This is a genomic window from Pelagicoccus enzymogenes, assembly GCF_014803405.1.
In the GTDB taxonomy this organism is placed as follows: domain Bacteria; phylum Verrucomicrobiota; class Verrucomicrobiia; order Opitutales; family Opitutaceae; genus Pelagicoccus; species Pelagicoccus enzymogenes.
In genome coordinates, this window is record NZ_JACYFG010000051.1 from 560014 (window position 1) to 576820 (window position 16807).

The 16807-nt window shown below is 57.3% G+C and carries 14 protein-coding genes; 9 read left to right on the forward strand and 5 right to left on the reverse strand.

The window, feature by feature from the left end:
- Window positions 1-171: 171 nt before the first annotated feature.
- From IEN85_RS21160 to IEN85_RS21175, 4 genes are read left to right on the forward strand one after another with little or no spacing between them, the layout of a single operon-like run.
- Window positions 172-1755 (forward strand): DUF4955 domain-containing protein, encoded by a 1584-nt coding sequence (locus IEN85_RS21160; RefSeq protein ID WP_191619096.1) that lies wholly within the window; start codon window positions 172-174, stop codon window positions 1753-1755.
- Between the two features lie 6 nt (window positions 1756-1761).
- Window positions 1762-3522 (forward strand): sodium:solute symporter family protein, encoded by a 1761-nt coding sequence (locus IEN85_RS21165; protein WP_191619097.1) that lies wholly within the window; start codon window positions 1762-1764, stop codon window positions 3520-3522.
- Between the two features lie 16 nt (window positions 3523-3538).
- The gene (locus IEN85_RS21170; RefSeq protein WP_191619098.1) at window positions 3539-4549 is read left to right on the forward strand and encodes a hydroxyacid dehydrogenase; all 1011 of its coding nucleotides are present in this window, start codon (window positions 3539-3541) and stop codon (window positions 4547-4549) included.
- Between the two features lie 8 nt (window positions 4550-4557).
- On the forward strand, window positions 4558-6444 hold the full coding sequence (locus IEN85_RS21175; protein WP_191619099.1) for a DUF2264 domain-containing protein: 1887 nt from the start codon (window positions 4558-4560) through the stop codon (window positions 6442-6444).
- A gap of 14 nt (window positions 6445-6458) precedes the next feature.
- Here IEN85_RS21175 and IEN85_RS21180 read toward each other — a convergent pair whose 3' ends face one another.
- Both IEN85_RS21180 and IEN85_RS21185 read right to left on the reverse strand, forming a co-directional pair.
- The gene (locus IEN85_RS21180) at window positions 6459-7520 is read right to left on the reverse strand and encodes a tRNA dihydrouridine synthase (protein ID WP_224772758.1); all 1062 of its coding nucleotides are present in this window, start codon (window positions 7518-7520) and stop codon (window positions 6459-6461) included.
- A 195-nt stretch (window positions 7521-7715) separates the two neighbouring features.
- Window positions 7716-8132 (reverse strand): DUF1801 domain-containing protein, encoded by a 417-nt coding sequence (locus IEN85_RS21185; protein ID WP_191619100.1) that lies wholly within the window; start codon window positions 8130-8132, stop codon window positions 7716-7718.
- A gap of 232 nt (window positions 8133-8364) precedes the next feature.
- On the opposite strand from IEN85_RS21185, the gene IEN85_RS21190 reads away from it, so the two are divergent.
- The 4 genes from IEN85_RS21190 to IEN85_RS21205 all read left to right on the forward strand — a co-directional run bounded on the left by IEN85_RS21190 (window position 8365) and on the right by IEN85_RS21205 (window position 11682).
- A complete protein-coding gene (locus IEN85_RS21190; protein ID WP_343222574.1) occupies window positions 8365-8964 on the forward strand; it encodes an LURP-one-related family protein in 600 nt (199 codons plus the stop codon).
- A gap of 190 nt (window positions 8965-9154) precedes the next feature.
- Window positions 9155-10870, forward strand: coding sequence for a hybrid sensor histidine kinase/response regulator (locus IEN85_RS21195; RefSeq protein ID WP_191619101.1), 1716 nt, complete (start codon window positions 9155-9157; stop codon window positions 10868-10870).
- A gap of 82 nt (window positions 10871-10952) precedes the next feature.
- On the forward strand, window positions 10953-11504 hold the full coding sequence (locus IEN85_RS21200; RefSeq protein WP_191619102.1) for an AlkZ-related protein: 552 nt from the start codon (window positions 10953-10955) through the stop codon (window positions 11502-11504).
- Window positions 11497-11682, forward strand: a complete 186-nt coding sequence (locus tag IEN85_RS21205; protein ID WP_191619103.1) for a hypothetical protein — start codon at window positions 11497-11499, stop codon at window positions 11680-11682. Before IEN85_RS21200 ends, IEN85_RS21205 begins: the two co-directional genes overlap by 8 nt.
- Before the next feature lie 84 nt (window positions 11683-11766).
- Here IEN85_RS21205 and IEN85_RS21210 read toward each other — a convergent pair whose 3' ends face one another.
- From IEN85_RS21210 to IEN85_RS21220, 3 genes are all read right to left on the reverse strand, one after another.
- Window positions 11767-13014 (reverse strand): phosphoribosyltransferase family protein, encoded by a 1248-nt coding sequence (locus tag IEN85_RS21210; RefSeq protein ID WP_309025985.1) that lies wholly within the window; start codon window positions 13012-13014, stop codon window positions 11767-11769.
- Window positions 13015-13199: 185 nt separating this feature from the next.
- Window positions 13200-13394 (reverse strand): DUF1289 domain-containing protein, encoded by a 195-nt coding sequence (locus IEN85_RS21215; RefSeq protein WP_191619104.1) that lies wholly within the window; start codon window positions 13392-13394, stop codon window positions 13200-13202.
- Between the two features lie 168 nt (window positions 13395-13562).
- Window positions 13563-13796: a hypothetical protein gene (locus IEN85_RS21220; protein ID WP_191619105.1), complete on the reverse strand. Its 234-nt coding sequence runs from the start codon at window positions 13794-13796 to the stop codon at window positions 13563-13565.
- A gap of 123 nt (window positions 13797-13919) precedes the next feature.
- Between IEN85_RS21220 and IEN85_RS21225 the strand changes: the two genes are divergently transcribed.
- Window positions 13920-16751, forward strand: coding sequence for a glycoside hydrolase family 2 TIM barrel-domain containing protein (locus IEN85_RS21225; RefSeq protein ID WP_191619106.1), 2832 nt, complete (start codon window positions 13920-13922; stop codon window positions 16749-16751).
- Window positions 16752-16807 lie beyond the last annotated feature (56 nt).

Sequence of the window (16807 nt, forward strand, 5' to 3'; positions counted from 1 at the left end):
TCCTGTTCGAAAATCTGTATTCGAGGGCGGGAGGTTTCCCGCCCTTTTTATTCAATTGATTGCTAAAACCCTGCACATGGCTTTTCTGATTTAAGGCCCAATCCTCATTCGATTACGCAAAGAAAGCGAAGCGACCTTTGACCCTGCGAAGGCGCTGCGCGGCTTATTCCCATGAAGTACATTTCGACACTGGCGCTTTCTGCCTCGATTCTCTACCTCAATGCTTGCACGAGCGAGGGGAAGCAATCGGTCTTGTGGAAGGAGTTCGCGCAGGCGAAGGCGCGCGGCGAAGCGGGCGTTTTGCCGGACTATTCCTATGCGGGCTACGATTTCTTGGAGTCACCCATTCCAGAAGGTCCAGGCCCTATCTTCGAGGTAGAAGCCTTCGGGGCGAAGCCGGACGATGGCCAATCGGATCGCGATGCGGTTCAGGCCGCCCTCGATGCGGCGTCTGTCGCAGGTGGCGTGGTACGTTTCAATAACGGTCGTTATTTGTTGAATACAACTGGAGGATCGGAGAAGCCGCTTCGTTTGAGCAAGGGAAACGTGGTGATTCGAGGCGCGGGGTCTGGAGAAGAGGGGACGCAGCTGGTGTTCGAGCGGCATTTGGAGCCAGAGTTTCCGGATCGGATGTACTCGACCCCGTTCGTGCTCCATATCGAACCGTCGACGACGGAAGAAAAAACGCTGTCGAAGGTGCTTGGAAGATCCGAGCGTGGCTCCTTCGAGCTAAGCGTCACGAATCCGCAGGCGTTCGCTGCGGGAGACTGGATTACCTTGCGACTGCAGGATCCGAAAGCGGTGCCGTCCGTATTTGGAGATCGTCCCGTCCAGCCGGATTGGGAAAGGCTGAAGACCCAAGGGATTGGCGTTTCCGAACGGCATCAAATTGTGAGCGTTGAGGGGAGTCGGCTCGCCTTGCGCGCTCCCTTGCAGACGACGGTTGACGCCGTTTTTGATTGGACGGTATGCGACTATCCCGCTTTGGAGGAAATCGGAATCGAGGGGCTTCGCTTCGTGGGCGGCTGGAAGGGGAGCTTCGTTCACCACCGCAGTGCCTTGGACGATGGCGGCTGGAGCGGCATACGAGTGCGCAGTGTCAGGAATGGATGGATACGCGACGTAGTGATGAATGACTGGAACTATGGGATCCGCCTAGACGATTGTTCCGCTTTCAGTGTTTTGCGAGTGCGTTTCGGTGGGACGCTGGGGCATCACGCCATGCATGCTCGAGGCGGTTACGGCGTTCTCTTCGGGTTAATTGAAGATAGGGCGGGGCATTATCACGGTCCTGGAGTCGGGTACATGAGCGCGTCGACCGTTTTTTGGCGTTGCGAGCACACGCCCAACAACTCTTTCGATGCCCATTCTACGGGGCCGTATGCGACCTTGCTGGATGCTTGCCGCGGTGGTTGGATGTACGGTCGTAGTGGAGGTCCGCTCAAGGGCATGCCGAATCACCTGCGCGGCTTGACCGTTTGGAATTTCGAGCGAACGGGCGGAAAAGAAACTGAATTCAATTTTTGGAGACAGGAATACAACAAGCGCGACCTGTTTCTCGATGCGAACTTCGTGGGATTTCACGGAATCGAAACTAAATTTAACGAAGCTAGCCTAGGTGCGATAGAAAGCCTCGGTTCGCCGGTAAAACCAGAATCGCTCTTCGAGGCTCAGCTTTCCCTTCGCTTGGGTGGATTGCCTGAGCATTTGGAGAAGGAACTTGCCCTTTGGGGTGCGAGCTCCTCCGAAAATTAGGTCTTCATGGATATTTCGCTTACCAATTTCGACTACGGCGTAGTCGCCTTTTATTTCCTGTTCATGTTGGCGATAGGGCTTCTCTTTCGGAAGTTTATCGGCGACACCAGCGATTACTTCCGCGGTGGCGGGCAGATGGCGTGGTGGATGGCGGGCAGCAGCGCCTTTATGGTGCAGTTCAGCGCCTGGACTTTCACGGGTGCAGCCAGCAAGGCCTATCAGGACGGAGTGTTGATCCTCGTTATCTTCTTTGGCAATGCGATCGGCTTTCTCGGAAACTTCTGGTGGTTTGCGGCGAAGTGCCGCCAGTCTCGGGTCGTGACGCCGGTGGAGGCGATGCGTATCCGTTTCGGAAAGACAGCGGAGCAGATGTTCACCTGGCTGCAGCTTCCCATCGGGACTCTCTACGCGGGAATTTGGTTAAACGGATTGGGCGTATTCTTCGCCGCCGTTTTTGGGTTCGATATAGAGACGACCGTTCTAGTGACGGGCTTGGTAGTGCTCTTCCTTTCGGTGACCGGAGGAAGCTGGGCGGTCGTCGCTTCGGACTTTATGCAAGTGTTGGTTCTGATGCCGATCAGTGTCGTTTGCGCATTCTTTGCCCTGAAGGAAGTAGGGGGCGTAAGCGCTTTCGTGGAGGAATTCCCGGCCGAACGTCTCTTTGGCGGGGGCACGAACTACTCTTCGCTCATTTGGATCTGGGTGGTGGTCATCATCATAAAGCAATTCGCTTCTACCAATAACTTGATGGACGCGTCGCGCTACCTCTGCGCTCGCGACACGAAGGAGGCGCGCAAGGGAGCCTTGTTGGCGTCGGCTCTTTTCGTCATCGGCCCGGTTGTCTGGTTCATCCCTCCCATGGCGTCCGCAATCCTGTATCCAGATCTTGGAGAAATGTTTCCGCAGCTAAAGAAGCCCGAGGAAGCGAGCTACGTGGCGATTTGCATCATGACCTTGCCAGCTGGCATGCTCGGTCTGCTCATGTCTGGAATTTTTGCGGCTACCATGTCTTCCATGGATAGTGGCCTCAATCGAAACGCGGGCATCTTTGTACGTAACTTCTATTTGCCGGTCCTGCGTCCGCAGGCCGATGAGAAGGAGCTTTTGCTGGTGGGCAAAATCACGACTTTGGTGCTGGGGGGAGCGATCATTTTCGCAGGTATCCAATTCAGCCAACTCAAGGACATTGGCTTGTTCGACCTGATGCTGCAGTTTGGGGCATTGGTGGCGATTCCAATGCAGGTGCCGCTGATTTGGGGGCTGGTGGTGAAGCGGGTCCCGGACTGGGCGAGTTGGGTGTCGATCCTTTTGGGGCTCATCGTTTCCTTCTCGGTCAAGACTTGGGTGACGCCAGAGTTCGTGCACGAATTTCTTGGCTTGGATGCGGACTTTTCCGATCGGGAGGCAGGCGACCTCAAGCTGATTCTAGGTGTCGTGATCAATATCTCCTTCGGTTCACTGGTCTACCTTGGCTCCTCCTTGCTCTACAAGGAGCCCAAGGAGTCGCGCAAGGTCGAAGTCGATACCTTTTTCGCCAATCTGCAAACGCCAGTGGAGGCAAACGAGACGGGATCGGGAGAACGCGATGCGTCGCAAGGCAAGGCCCTGGGCATTCTTTCCATGATCTACGGTGGCTTCGTTGCAGTGCTGGCGCTTATTCCAAATCCCGCGAGCGGACGTTTCGCCTTCCTCTTTTGCGGCGGCGTGTTGTTGGGAATTGGATACGCTCTAGCTAAGACGGGAAAACGATCCCCAAAAACGAAGTGAGGAGGGCTGGATCCGCATGAACTCTACCAATCTGATTGTCTTAAAGGATAGGGAACGCGACACCTTCCTAAAGGGGGGGCGACTCGAGTCGTTGCAAGCTCTGTTGGAACCCTGTCTTCTAGTGGATGCCGAAACTTGCTCCAAAAAGGAATGGGCTGAGCTTTTAGCGGAGAGCAATCCTGAGATCATCGTCGGTGGGTGGGGCATGCATCCCTTGCCGGAAGATACGATGAGCGCCCTGGCTCCAGCCTTGCGCTACCTTTGTTACCTGCCTGGCTCCGTGCGGCATCTGGTTTCTCGGGAGCAGATCGATGCAGGTCTGCTCGTTACGAATTGGGGAAACTCCATTAGCCGGACCATTTCGGAGTGCGCCCTGCTGCTGACCCTTTCTTGCATGCGCCGTCTTACGTATTGGTCGCATCAGATGCACGACGAGGGGGGGTGGAAAGATTCGAGCACGGTGACGCTTTCTCTCTTCGAACGGAGGGTAGGCTTGCACGGTTTCGGGGCAATTGCCAAAGAGCTTGTCCCCTTGTTGAGACCTTTCACTTCGCGCATCTCTGCTTACACGGAAGGCATGCCGGACGAAGTGTATCAAGAATTTGGAGTAAGGAAGGCGAATAGCTTGCAAGAGCTCTTCTCTCAGCACGATGTAGTCATCGAGCTAGAAGCCCTCACGCCTGATCGGCATCAAATCATAGGCGAGGACCTGCTGCGCAGCATTCCGGAAGGCGGCGCCTTTATCAACGTCGCCCGCGGCGCTTTGGTCGATGAAGAGGCATTGTTGCGGGTGGTGAAAAGTACCGAGCTGCAAGTCGGGCTGGACGTTTTCGCCGCTGAACCGCTGGCGGCTGACCATCCGTTGCGGGGATGTCGCAACGTAACCCTCTTGCCGCATTTGAGTGGACCGACGACGGACCGCCGCTGCGATGCAGGGGATCGGGCTTTGGAAAATCTCAAACGCTATCGGTCGGGAGAGGCATTGATCGCGCCGATCACCTCAGAAGTCTACGATCGCTCGACCTAACTTTTTTGATGAACCTACAATCGAATCTCACTTGCGCTACGGTGCCCGCATCCTACCGCTATTGGCAAGACGCCGCGAAAGAGCTGTTGCAGCCGCTGCTGGACCTGATGCAAACGGGGTTAGCGCATCTGCCGATCGAGGGGAAGGCTAGCGATCACTGCCTGGATGCGGATCGCTTGGAGGCGTTTGCGCGTCCGTTTCTGTTATTTTGCCATTGGGAGGTCTCGCTAGGGCATCACTGCGAGGAGAGCGACAGGGAAGCCTTGGAAAAAGGCAAGGCGTGGTTTCGGCAGGCCTTGCTCTTAGGAACGGATTCCGAGTCGGATCAGTTTTTTGGATACTCCACGAACTACCGCCAGCATTCGGTTGAGATGGGCTTGCTCGGCATCGCCTTCGAGATGAGTCGAAACTGGTTGTGGGAATCGTATTCGGATTTCGAGCGCGAACAGGTTTTGGTTTGGTTGGAATCGGATGCGGGCAACGGGCACCATTGGAACAACCATCTCTTTTTCGGCGTTTTCTTGCTGGAGTTTCTTGCGGCCGAGCGCGGCGAGAATGCTCGTTGCCGGGCTGCTATCGATTGGTACTTCGAGGAACTGGAAAAGATGTACGCGGGCGACGGTTGGTACATGGACGGAAACAACCAGGCCTTCGATTTCTACAACGCCTACGCTTGGCACTTCTATCCTATGTGGTGGATACGTCTATATGGCGAAAAGGATCCCGCTCGCTGCGAGCGTTTGGCGAAACGAACCCGCTTGTTTTTGGAAACGTATGCTAGCTTCTTCGCGGATAGCGGGGAGCATCCTGCCTTTGGGCGTTCGATTGCTTACCGCTTCAACGCGTCGGCCCCAATTGCGTTGGCCCACCAACAAGGGGCATCGCCCTTGAGCCCTGCAGTGTCGCGAGAACTCTGCACCCGAAACCTAAAGTTCTTTTTGGACTGTCCTATCGAGCAGAGCCAAGGGTGCTTGTCCTTGGGCTGGGTGGATGCGTTTCCAGATTTGACCGAGAGCTACTCTTGCGGAGGCTCCCCGTACTGGGCAGCCAAAGGCTTCGCCCCCTTGTTGCTTCCTCCTAGCGACCCGTTTTGGACGGACGGGGAGGAGAGCCTGCCGAGCGATAGTAGCGTAGCTTTAAAGGGACCGAAATTGATCGTGCGCAAGGTCAACGGAGCCTCTGAGATCATCAATGCGGGCACGCAGATCGGCTCCTCCAATACTCGATTTGGGGCCCACAAGTGGGGCCGCCTTAGTTACAAGTCCGGTTGGGGATTTACGATTCCTCGGAGCAACGATGTGTATCCGTTTGATGGATCGCTGACCGCTCAAATGAAAGGAAGCGAATTTGTTTATGGGCGGCACGGCACCGTTCCGCTTGTCTTGGAGAGCGACCGTATGGCTTGCATGTACAGCTTGGGGGGGAAGGTCGATGGCTTGCAGGTTTCGGTTGAAACGAATCTCCACTGGAAGGGGGACTGGCAGTTGGCGGTCCACCGTTGCAAATCCTGCCAAGAGGTGACTTTGCGCTTCGGGTCTTACCCGCTCAGCTATCACGATTCCGAGTCAATCAGGGTCGAGGAAAAGGAGGGATGGGTGCAAGCTCGAACCGACGTAAAGGCTATCGCCTTGCAGGCGGTATCAGGCTATGATTCGACCGCCGTTGATGAACGCTCGAGCGAAGCGGATGGACCGCGTCGCAGCATCCAGGCCCCCTTGCATGTTACGGGATTGCTGCTCAAGGAATTGGCCCCACTGGAAACGGTGACCTTGGTAAGCTTAAGCTACGCGGGAAAAGATTTTGCGGCAGCGGCTCCCTGGTCAGTTTTGTCGGCGTCGGATGGATACATCAAGTTGAAGCATCCATTGTTGGGTGATTGGGAGATTAGTGGATAGGGTTGCGGCCCTGTCTAGCTCTCGCAATTGGGGCGGGCGATGACGCCGGAGTAGGGTTCGTCGGCGAAGAGGGCGTCGCCGTCTTCGGGCATATGGCGGTCGCAAATATCGAAGAGTTGCTGCTTGGTCTTGGCCCGACGCATCTCGTAGAGGAACTTGCCTTCGGGATCGACGCCTTGCCCTACGAAGTTGAGGTACTTCTTCATCTTGTTGACCTGGGCTTGCTCGGGGGCGTGCGGCTTGGCAACGGCTGCGTAAAGATCCTTCACGTAGCGGTTGACTTGGTGAAGGGTGATTTTGGATACAGGGAGGCCAGCTTGGTCTTCGCGGATTTGGCGGAAGATCCAGGGGTTGCGGATGGCGTGGCGGCCGACCATGACTCCGGCGGCACCGGTATAGTCGAGCACCCAGCGGGCTTTGGCGGCGGAGGTGACGTCGCCGTTTGCGAGCAAGGGGCAGTTCACGCGTTCGGCGGCGCGCTTGATGAAGTCGTAGTGGACTTGGCTGCGGTACATTTCCTTGACGGTGCGGCCGTGCAGGCTGAGCAGGTCAACCTCGTGCTTGTTGACGAGGTCGAGGATGGCATCGAAGTTTTCCGTATCCTGGAAGCCAATACGCATTTTGACCGTGAAAAGTCCTGGCACGGCTTCGCGCAGGGCGCCGAGGACTTGGTCGACTTTTTGCGGGTCGCGCAGGAGTCCGCCGCCGCATTGCTTCTTGTAGACGGTGGGGGAGGGGCAGCCCATGTTGAGGTCGACGCCGGCGATGGGGTGGGCTTGCAGGTCCTTGGCGGCGCGGGTGAGGTGGTAGATGTCTTCGCCGATCATTTGGGCGAAGACGGGGCGTCCGGTGTTGTTTTCGGTAACGGCTTCGAGGATGTGCTTTTCAAGCCGCGACTGCACGTGCACGCGGAAGTATTCGGTGACGAAATAGTCGGGCGCTCCGCAGTCGGCGATGACCGCCATGAAGGGTTTGTCGGTGACATCCTGCATGGGCGCTAGGGCAGTGAGTGGCTGTCCGGCCTCGATAGGGGCGGGAAGGGGCGTCTTAGCTCGACTGACGTTTGCTTCGCTCATGAAGGCGGGGTTGATGGACGGAGATGGGGGAAAAGTGAAGGAGGAATTTTGAAGGAGGAAGGGGGAATTGGAAGGATGAGGGGTGAGGGGGGATTGGGGAGAGGAGCTTTGGTGGCGGTTTTTGAACCACTGATGGGGACGATTGGCACCGATTTTTTGTTTTTGGTGACTTGGGGAATTGTTTTCTTGGGATGATTATTGTTCGGAGCAAATTTTGGCTTGGGCGGCTCGGTTTATGAGTTCTTGCAGGACGGTTTCGTCGACGTCCGAGAGGCGCTTGATGTTGAGGCAACAGCTGCCTGTCTTGTGCTTGCCGAGTTTGGCGAGCAGGTCTTGCTGGTTCTCGAATCCGGCGAGCAGGTATACGGAGAGGTATTGCTTGCGGGGAGAGACGCCGATGCGAAACCAGTCTCCTTCGCGCCCGCTGGCGTAGCGGTAGTGGTAGCTGCCGTAGCCGATGATGGCGTCCCCCCACATGGCGGGTTTTTCTCGGGAGGCGGTTTTCATCCACTGGCAAATGGTCTTGGTGTCCTTTCGTTTTTGCGGATCTACGATGGCGTTGAGGAAGGCGCTGACGCTTTGGGCGTTTTTCTGGGTTTTGAGTGAGCTCATGGCGTGAAGGCGAGTGCGGTTTACTGGGATTCGTCGCACAGTGGGCAGATCGAAAGGGTGTGGAAAGCGGCCTTGCTCAGAGAATGCGCGACCTTATCGCGGCGCAAGGCCGCTTCCCACAATAGGAGTCCACAAGAGGAACTTGGTCAGTCTGGAACCTGGGGCGCTGGGTAGTTTTCTGGAAAATTAAATGGGAGTTGCCGGGGAAGAGTGGGATCGTTTTTTTGAGGCGATGGATCCCTGGGCCAATTCCCCTCTTTCGCTCAATAGCTTCGTGGTCAAGGAGCATGTCGGCATGTTCAAGGCGGCGAACAATTTCGACATGTACGATCCTCAGAGCGGTCGGCTGGTGCTGGAGTGTCGCGAGGAAAAGCTGGGCGGCTTCACCAAGTTGCTCCGTTTCACGGACTACAAGCGGATGACGCCGTTCCACATCGAGATCCGGGAGCCGGGCGGCGAGACCTTGATCGAGATCAAGCGGGGCGTTTCCTTCCTGCTTTCCGAGGTGGAAGTTTTTGACGGCGAGGGAAACCTGCTGGGAAGCTTCAAGCAGAAGTTCTTTTCCATCGGGGGAAAGTTCGACGTCTACTCGGCGGAGGGGGAGGTGCTTTGCTCGCTCAAGGGTAAGTGGACCGGTTGGGATTTTTCCTTCGGGATCGACGGCATGGAGTTCGCTCACGTGAGCAAGCAGTGGTCGGGCTTCGGAAAAGAGTTATTCACATCGGCCGACAATTACATGCTGCAGGTAGCTCCCTCCTTGGAGCCAGACCATCCGTTGCGTAAGCTGATCATCGCGGCGGTTATGTGCATCGACATGGTGCTGAAGGAGTAAGGCGCTCGCTCGGCCTGGGGAGCCGCTAGGAGCTTAAGGGGGCCAGGGGGTGCGCGAGCGTGTGAACAAAACTTAGGGCGCTTCGTTTGAAAATAAGCGAAAAGTCGCTATCAATAGGGCTCCCGGTTTCGGGAAAGCCGCGACAGCTGCAATGAAGTAGGTCCGGCCCGATCTTTCAGTCCTTTTTTCAATGCTCAAACGTTCGCCTCTCGACCGCAGTGTCAGCTTCCGGAATCAATTGCCACGAGTGGAACGAGGTTGGCTTGCCGGCCAGTTGAGCAAACTGCCTGGGATCGCCACGGCGCTCTGCGATTGCGATGGCGTGGACGATTTGATGAGAGCCTCCGTGGTCCTCGGGCGCGAACGGCTAGGCTTCGTTCGCATGGGCATTTGGCTGCTGGATGACGACGGAGCCTGCGCTACCGGGACCTTTGGGGTGGACATGGAAGGCAAGGTCATCGACGAGCGAGGGGAGCGGATCTTCGACAACTCCGGCTACATTCGCGACATGATGGAGGCGTGGCGGCGCTCGCCTCATTACTTCGAGAAGCCGATCGATTCCTTAAGGGCTGCGGACTCGGCGGTCGTGGGGCGGGGAGTGCGCATCACGGTTCCGCTCATGGCGAAGGCCGAGATATTCGGCTTCATCTCGGTAGACGACTTGATCGATACGGAGAGCGTCAACGACCGCGCAGGTCCCTTGCTTTGCCAGTTTGCCCAAGTCGTTTCCAGCGCCTACCAAATGCGCAAGATGCAGGACGAGCTTGAGCGTTCCCGCCAGCAGGTGAGTGAAGCGGAGCGGGTGCAGAGCGAATTTCTAGGGATGATGGGGCACGAGGTGAGGACCCCCTTGAACGCCATGATGGGCTACGCTCAGCTGCTGAAGTCTCGGGCCGTGGGCGGCGAAATCGAGGGCATTGCCCAGACGATCGAGGAGAGCGGCCGACACATGAAGGGCTTGATCGACAGCGTGCTGGAGTACTCCCACCTGTCGAGCGGGGACGTGAAGCGCTGGTACAAGCCTGGGGACCCGCTGGATGTCCTGCGCTCCACGGTGCAGAGTTTCGAGGAGATGTATCGGGGGAAGGGCCTGGTCTTGGACTTTTGTTTCGAGGGGCGCCATGTGCCGGTGCATTTCGATGCGGTTAGCTTGCGCCAGGTCGTCAGCAACCTGCTGCAAAACGCGTTCAAGTTCACGGAACGTGGCGGGGCACAGGTACGGGTCTTTTCCCGGATCGAGCCGGATGCCACAGAGTTTTTCATCGAGGTGAAGGACACGGGGATCGGCATCGAGGAGGCGCATCAGCGCAAGATCTTCGAGCCCTTCCGCCAGGTCAGCGGAGAGCGCGGACGAAACTTGGGGGGCATCGGGATGGGCTTGGCGATCGTCAAGCGCCTCGTGGTGGCGATGGACGGCGAGATCGCCTGCCGCAGCGTCCTGAACGAGGGGACGGTGTTCACCATCGACCTCAAGTTCGACAACGTAACCGAGGCCGATCCCTCCGGCCCGGGAGACGTTCCCATCCGAGATCGCGCGAGCTCTCGGGTACTGATCGTCGATGACGACGAGACGAACTTGGAGGTCCTGCAGTCGATGGCCAAGTGTCTTGGGTTCGTGAATACCGACCATGCTCGCAATGGTCTGGAAGCCCGCGACCTGTTGGCGGAGCATCCCTACGACATTGTTCTGTTGGATGTGCAAATGCCTCGCATGGACGGATTGAGCCTGACGCGCATCGTTCGTTCGGGAGAGGTTTGTCCGATAAATCGCGAAGTGCCGATTGTTGGCGTGACGGCTTACACGAGCAAGCACGACAGGGAGGAGTGCCTGATGGTGGGGATGAACGATTACCTGCCGAAGCCCGTCATGCTTGATTCCCTGCGGCGCGTGTTGGACCTGGCCTGATGCAGGCGTTCGCGTGCCAAAGCCGCTTTTTGAGCTTTCTCTTTCGGCTAGGAAGCGATTTGTTGAGCCTTCAATGGCGGGTGTGCAAACAATCGAAGAAGCCTACGACTTTATCCAGAAGGTGGGCATCTGCACGATTTTCAGCGAGAGCGTTCCGGGGATCGGTTCCTTTTACGATGCGGTCGACTTGCCGGATCGTAGTGGCGGGAGAACCAAATGGGGAGCTCGCATGGAAGCGGTTTGGGAGTGGAAGATCGAGCTGCCCACCTTGTATCCAGAAGACATATACTACGGTAAGATCAAGGGAGGGCATGCGGCCTTGATGAGCATGCGGTATTTCAAGGAAGTGCACTACCCAAAGCACGCCTATGTGGTTTCCGCCTGCAAGCCGCTCGCCCAGCAAGTCTACGAGATTGTGCGCTTAAGTCCGGGGACGACTGCTGAGGTGAGGCGGGAGGCTATGGAGCGATTTGGCTGCAGCAAAAGCCGATTCGACACGGCCCTCAAGGAATTGCAGATAAGCTTGAACATCGTGCGTTTGAACGAGCCGGACCTCAAGAACGACACTTGGGTCCCCTTCGAGGAAGTGTACGGAGAGCTCGAACTTGGAGGGGGCCAAGAGGACGATGCTTGAGGATTTCGTTGGTTTCGTTTTCTCCGCTCTGCTCGGGATCGCGATCATGGTGGTGGTGGTCTATCTGGCCCGCAAGGAAATGCTCAAGCAGGTCAAGAAGAGCGAGCAGCACAAGCGACGGGACGACGCGGGAGACGTCGAGAACCGTGGCGCATCGGACGGTCCGAACCAAGGTTGAGGGACCTCGCTTGGCCCGGCCTTCGACGGGAGTCTTCGATTATTGAGGGAGAGAGGCGCAGGAGCCCGCCGCGTCCGGAAGACGCTACCGTGTTGACGCTCGAGAAGCGTGAGCTCCTCCTTTTTCCTGATGTAGGGTGCGGAGCTGTTCGCTGAGCCAGATCTTGCGCTTCCAGCGTGAATTCTTGGAAGACATGTCGATCTGGTACAGGCTTTCGTCGTCGCCCTTGGGCTCCTCGATATTGAGGATGCGGCAAAGGTTGAGGGCTAGCCACTTCTCTATCTTCAGCACGACCAGCTTCTTGCGCAGGCGTCCTTGCACGTCGCGGTTGAGGATGGTGGGAATGGTGTTGAGAGTGAGGATTTCGTCGATGGCGGTGTTGGCCATCTTCACGCGGCCCTCTTCGCTGGCGTAGAAGTGGCTGACAGCGAAGACAGTCTTGCCGGGCTCGATCTGCTTGAGGAATTGGCAGGACTTTACGACGGTGGAGCCGGTGCGGACCATGTCGTCGAAGAGGATGATGTCGTGGCCGCGGATGTCCTCGAAAGTGGTTTCGCTCTCCGCGTGCAGCTTTATCTGCACCTCGCGCTCGCCGGTGCGCTCCTTGTCTAGGAGGACAAACTTAGCCTTGGACAGGCCAAGTCGGCTGAACATTTCCTTCACGAACTCGCGGGCTCCCTTGTCGGGGGCGCAGAGGGCGAGGCCCTCTCCCTCGTCGCCGTAGTCGACGATGTCGGAGTTCAGGAAGTAGTCGACGTAGATCTCGTAAGGGATGAGGTCGTAGAAGCGTCCGCCGAATACTTCGGTGAACATGCTACGCACGGACTTGGAGTGGTTGTGCACGGTGAGCACGGCGTCCACTCCGGAGAGCTTGAGCAGCTCGGCGTAGAGCTTGGCGGTGAAGGGTTGCCCGTCGAATTTCTTGAGGTCCTTGCTGTCGCGGTCGTGGGCGGTGTTGCCGAGCTCGGGGCGGGCTCCGCGGTCTTGGGCGCTGTAGAAAAGGTCGGGCTCCACCAAGATGACCTCGGCGGCGCCGTTTTCCTTGGCGGCGCGGGCGATCATGAAGGTGCGCATGGCGAGGCTCTGGCGGCTCATGCCCAGGCTGCTGGCGCTGACGATGATGATGGACTTGCCCGCCATCTTGTTGCCGATGTTTTCGAAGTCGGTTTCGTCGGAAATGAAGCGTGGGCAGAACTCGGTATTGGCGAAGCGCTTCATGCTGATTTTGTCAGCCACGTCCTCGATCTGTCCCATGCCGTAAGCGACATCGATTGCGAAGGGGTCGTCGGACGAGTTGCCGACGACGATGTATTTCGGATCCAAGAATTTCACTACTAACTTTCGAGAACGGGAGGAGGGAGGAAGACAGCTACAGGTTTGTCCGCTAGAGCCCAATGATCAAGCGGTGGAAAAGGATGAGGGCGAGTCTTTTTCTTGGATTCGAGGGCTCTTCGTGAAGATCTCCAGCATTCGGTTGCAGCAACTGCGGAATGGAACGGGCATCTGCCGCATGAGACTCAAGGGGCCTTTGCCAGACGGTGGCGAGCGGCTTGGGCGATGGTCGCCCGCAGGCTTTCGGGGGCGCGGCTCCAGAGGGAGATTTCGTGCAGGGTGCGGCCGCAGCCGCGGCAGACGCCACGCTGGTCCAGCTCGCAGCGTTTCCGGCAGGGCGAAGGATTGGGTGGGCGGGACGGCGTTGGGTTTGAAGGCATTTGTTTTGGCTACCGAGAATTTGACGGGAAGAATGGCCGGCCATTGACAAGGCACACATGTAAGAGTGTTCGCTGACGATTCGACTCCTTGCGAGCTATGGCGGAAAGTCTATTTTGCGAGCGATAAGTGCCCCAATCCTCCCCATGTCTCGTCTTTTAACTCTTTTCTCATGCTGCCCGGCCTGGGCGGTTTCCATGCTCGTGGCTGAGACCACCCAGCTGTCCGACGTGGAGTCGGAGCGGAGGAACGTCTGGTGTACCTGATCGATGGTGCTGTCCGTGGAAGCTCAAAAATTCGTAGATTTTCTCAACAATGTGCCCATCGAAATTGACCGCTTGCGAACTGCCATTGAAGCGGGCTGACCGGCGGATGGAAGTCGGACGTTCCGAAAAGGATTTCATTGAGGCTGTGGCGTTGGGTGGCTTGCTGGGGGGCGTGTTGCTTCCTATCTCAACAAGCCCCCAGAGCCAGACTGTCGAACGCGCGCCCTTGACGCCTTTCAAATCCGAGGGGAGGCAAGCGTCATGAGTTCCGACGAGTCTCCCGTTTCGCTTTCCCTTGCGGGATCGTGGCAGCTTGAGTTGGACCCAAACGATCGGGGCGTATCCGAAGATTGGTTTCGCCGTTCGTTCTCGAGGGAAGTCGAATTGCCGGGATCGCTCGATGGACAGGGGATTGGGGAGCTTGTTGATCTGAATAGCAAGTGGACTGGAACGATATTCGATCGCTCCTTTTTCGATGCGGAAAAGTACGCTTCCTACCGCGAGGGGAGCAACTTCAAGGTTCCGTTTTGCCTGCAGCCTGAGACGCGATTTGTGGGTGTCGCTTGGTACCAGAAGGAATTCGAAGTGCCTGAAGGGTGGAACGGAAAAGCGCTGACTCTTTTTTTGGAGCGGGTGCATTGGCAGGTCCAAGCGTGGCTGGACGAACGCGAGATCGGGAGCGGGGAGAGTCTTTCCGCGGCGGTCGAGCTGGACTTGGGACGTTTGCAGGCGGGGCAAAGGTATCGCCTCACGCTTCGCGTCGACAATCGACTCAGCATTCCGCTGGGAGAGAACGCCCACAGCCTCAGCGACCATACTCAGGGAAACTGGAATGGAGTGGTGGGGCGTATCGAATTGTTGGCGACGGAGGGCTTGCGTTGCGAGCGATTGGAAGTGTTTGCCTTGCTGGAAAGCCGCAGCATCCGCGTCGAAGGCGCCCTGCAAGGAGCCCTTCAAGGGGCGACGCTGCAGCTCGCGGTTCGGGCGCGACGCGGGATGGAAGTGCAAGGTGGCGCGGCTCTGGTGGTGCAAGAAACCGCGGTAGGCGAGGGGGGCGTTTTCGAAGGTGAAATACGGCTGGGAGCCGATGCGTTGCTCTGGGATGAATTTGGCCCGCATCTTTACGAGTTGGAACTTCGATGCGGGGATTTCCGGAGAACGGAGGTTTTTGGCCTGCGAAGGTTTACGGTGGAAGGGACCCAATTTTGTATCAATGGAAGCAGGACGTTTTTGAGAGGAGCCCTCGATTGCTGCGTTTTTCCGAAAACGGGTCACCCCCCCATGGATCAGGACTCTTGGCGCGAAATCCTAGGACGCATCAAAGCCCACGGATTTAACCATGTTCGCTTTCATTCCTGGTGTCCGCCGAAAGCGGCCTTCGAGGCGGGGGACGAGCTGGGGCTCTACTTTCAAGTCGAGTGCGCGGTTTGGCCGAACGCGGAAGCGGTACTCGCCTTCAATTCGCCAGCGGGGATCGGAGATGGCGAGGAGGTGGACGATTGGGTTTATCGGGAGGGCGAACGCGTATTGCGGGCTTACGGAAACCACCCTTGTTTCGTGATGATGGCCTGCGGGAACGAGCCGGGCGGTCCCCAGCACGAGGCGTTCCTGACCAAGTGGGTGAAGCACTTTCGCAAGCGTGACCCACGTCGCCTCTACACCGGGGCTGCGGGGTGGCCGGAATTGGACGCGAACGATTTTCAAGTGGTTTCAGAGCCCCGCGTGCATCAATGGGGCGATGGCCTAGACTGTCGACTCAACGGTTCGCCTCCAGCGACGACCTACGATTATCGCGATTGCGTATCCAAGCGTCAGGTACCGGTCATCGCTCATGAAAATGGTCAATGGTCCGCGTATCCACCGCTTTATGACACAGGCAAATACTGTGGACATTTGAAGGCACGAAACTACGAGATCTTCGGCGCAGGTCTGGCGGCCAGCGGCCTTGAGGAATGGGTATCGGACTTTGTTCGGGCTTCCGGCAAGCTGCAGGCATTGTGCTACAAGGAAGAAATCGAGTCGGCCCTGCGTACGCCGGGGATGGCCGGGTTCCAGCTTTTGGGCCTGCAGGATTTTCCGGGGCAGGGAACGGCCCCTGTAGGGGTGCTTGACGCGTTTTGGGAGAGCAAGGGCTATCTCGAAGCAGCTGAGATGCGGCGCTTCTGCGGAGAGGTCGTTGTTTTGGCCCGCCTCGATAAGCGAGTGTATTCCGCTGCGGAAAGCTTGGAGGCGATCGTCGAAGTCGCTCATTTCGGTCTGAGGGATTGGAAGGAAGCACGACTCTCCTGGAAGCTGGTTTCGCAAGCGGGGGCGATCGTGGATCAGGGTGAGGTGGATATTCCGAGTCTCGAACGAGGAGGCTTGCGGGAGGTAGCAAGCTTAGCTTGCTCGTTGAGCAAAGTGGTCAATGCCTGCCGCTGTCGCCTCGAAGTCGAGCTCAGCTCGGGAGGGGAGTCTGTCGCCAACAGCTGGGATATCTGGGTTTACTCGGACCCCCTCGTCTCCTTGGATGCTTCGGGAGTTGCTGTCGTATCCAATTGTTCTGACGCGTTGACGGCTATGGAAGCCGGTATGAAGGTTCTCTGGTATGCAGATGCGGCTTGGATGGGCAGCGACGTTGCGCTCGGATTTACCCCTATTTTTTGGAATACCGCTTGCACGCAGCAGCAAGCCCCCCACACGCTAGGGATCCTTTGCGATCCGGAGCACCCAGCTCTGAAGCGCTTTCCGACCGACTGCCACACGGATTGGCAATGGTGGTACGCCTTGCGAGGGGCGACGCCATTGAACCTAGAGCTCTTGGCGGGACAGGTCGATCCCATCGTAAGGGTTATCGACGACTGGTACACGAACCGAGATCTAGGGCTTCTCTGGGAAGCGTCCCTAGGGAAGGGTAAACTGTTGGTTTGCGGCCTCGATTTGAGCGGGGCTGAGAATTGTCTCGTGAAGCGGCAGTTGTTCCACAGCCTTTTTCGCTACCTGGATAGTCCTGAATTTGCGCCGAAGACTGCTGTTTCAACGGAGGTTCTTTGGGAAATGAGCGGTGGAAAAACCAAGGAATCTAGTTCTTTAGGACAGTCAGATTCTTGTTGATTTAAGTCGACCCTTCGCCCGCAGTTTTCTAGCGTTTGAGCTTCATTAAACGGAGC

What these genes read in the sequence shown, in the direction of transcription:
- IEN85_RS21160 (WP_191619096.1), top strand. Translation starts at nt 172, where the DNA reads ATGAAGTACATTTCGACACTGGCGCTTTCTGCCTCGATTCTCTACCTC.
- IEN85_RS21165 (WP_191619097.1), top strand. Translation starts at nt 1,762, where the DNA reads ATGGATATTTCGCTTACCAATTTCGACTACGGCGTAGTCGCCTTTTAT.
- IEN85_RS21170 (WP_191619098.1), top strand. Translation starts at nt 3,539, where the DNA reads ATGAACTCTACCAATCTGATTGTCTTAAAGGATAGGGAACGCGACACC.
- IEN85_RS21175 (WP_191619099.1), top strand. Translation starts at nt 4,558, where the DNA reads ATGAACCTACAATCGAATCTCACTTGCGCTACGGTGCCCGCATCCTAC.
- IEN85_RS21180 (WP_224772758.1), bottom strand. Translation starts at nt 7,520, where the DNA reads ATGAGCGAAGCAAACGTCAGTCGAGCTAAGACGCCCCTTCCCGCCCCT.
- IEN85_RS21185 (WP_191619100.1), bottom strand. Translation starts at nt 8,132, where the DNA reads ATGAGCTCACTCAAAACCCAGAAAAACGCCCAAAGCGTCAGCGCCTTC.
- IEN85_RS21190 (WP_343222574.1), top strand. Translation starts at nt 8,365, where the DNA reads ATGGATCCCTGGGCCAATTCCCCTCTTTCGCTCAATAGCTTCGTGGTC.
- IEN85_RS21195 (WP_191619101.1), top strand. Translation starts at nt 9,155, where the DNA reads ATGCTCAAACGTTCGCCTCTCGACCGCAGTGTCAGCTTCCGGAATCAA.
- IEN85_RS21205 (WP_191619103.1), top strand. Translation starts at nt 11,497, where the DNA reads ATGCTTGAGGATTTCGTTGGTTTCGTTTTCTCCGCTCTGCTCGGGATC.
- IEN85_RS21215 (WP_191619104.1), bottom strand. Translation starts at nt 13,394, where the DNA reads ATGCCTTCAAACCCAACGCCGTCCCGCCCACCCAATCCTTCGCCCTGC.
- IEN85_RS21220 (WP_191619105.1), bottom strand. Translation starts at nt 13,796, where the DNA reads ATGAAATCCTTTTCGGAACGTCCGACTTCCATCCGCCGGTCAGCCCGC.
- IEN85_RS21225 (WP_191619106.1), top strand. Translation starts at nt 13,920, where the DNA reads ATGAGTTCCGACGAGTCTCCCGTTTCGCTTTCCCTTGCGGGATCGTGG.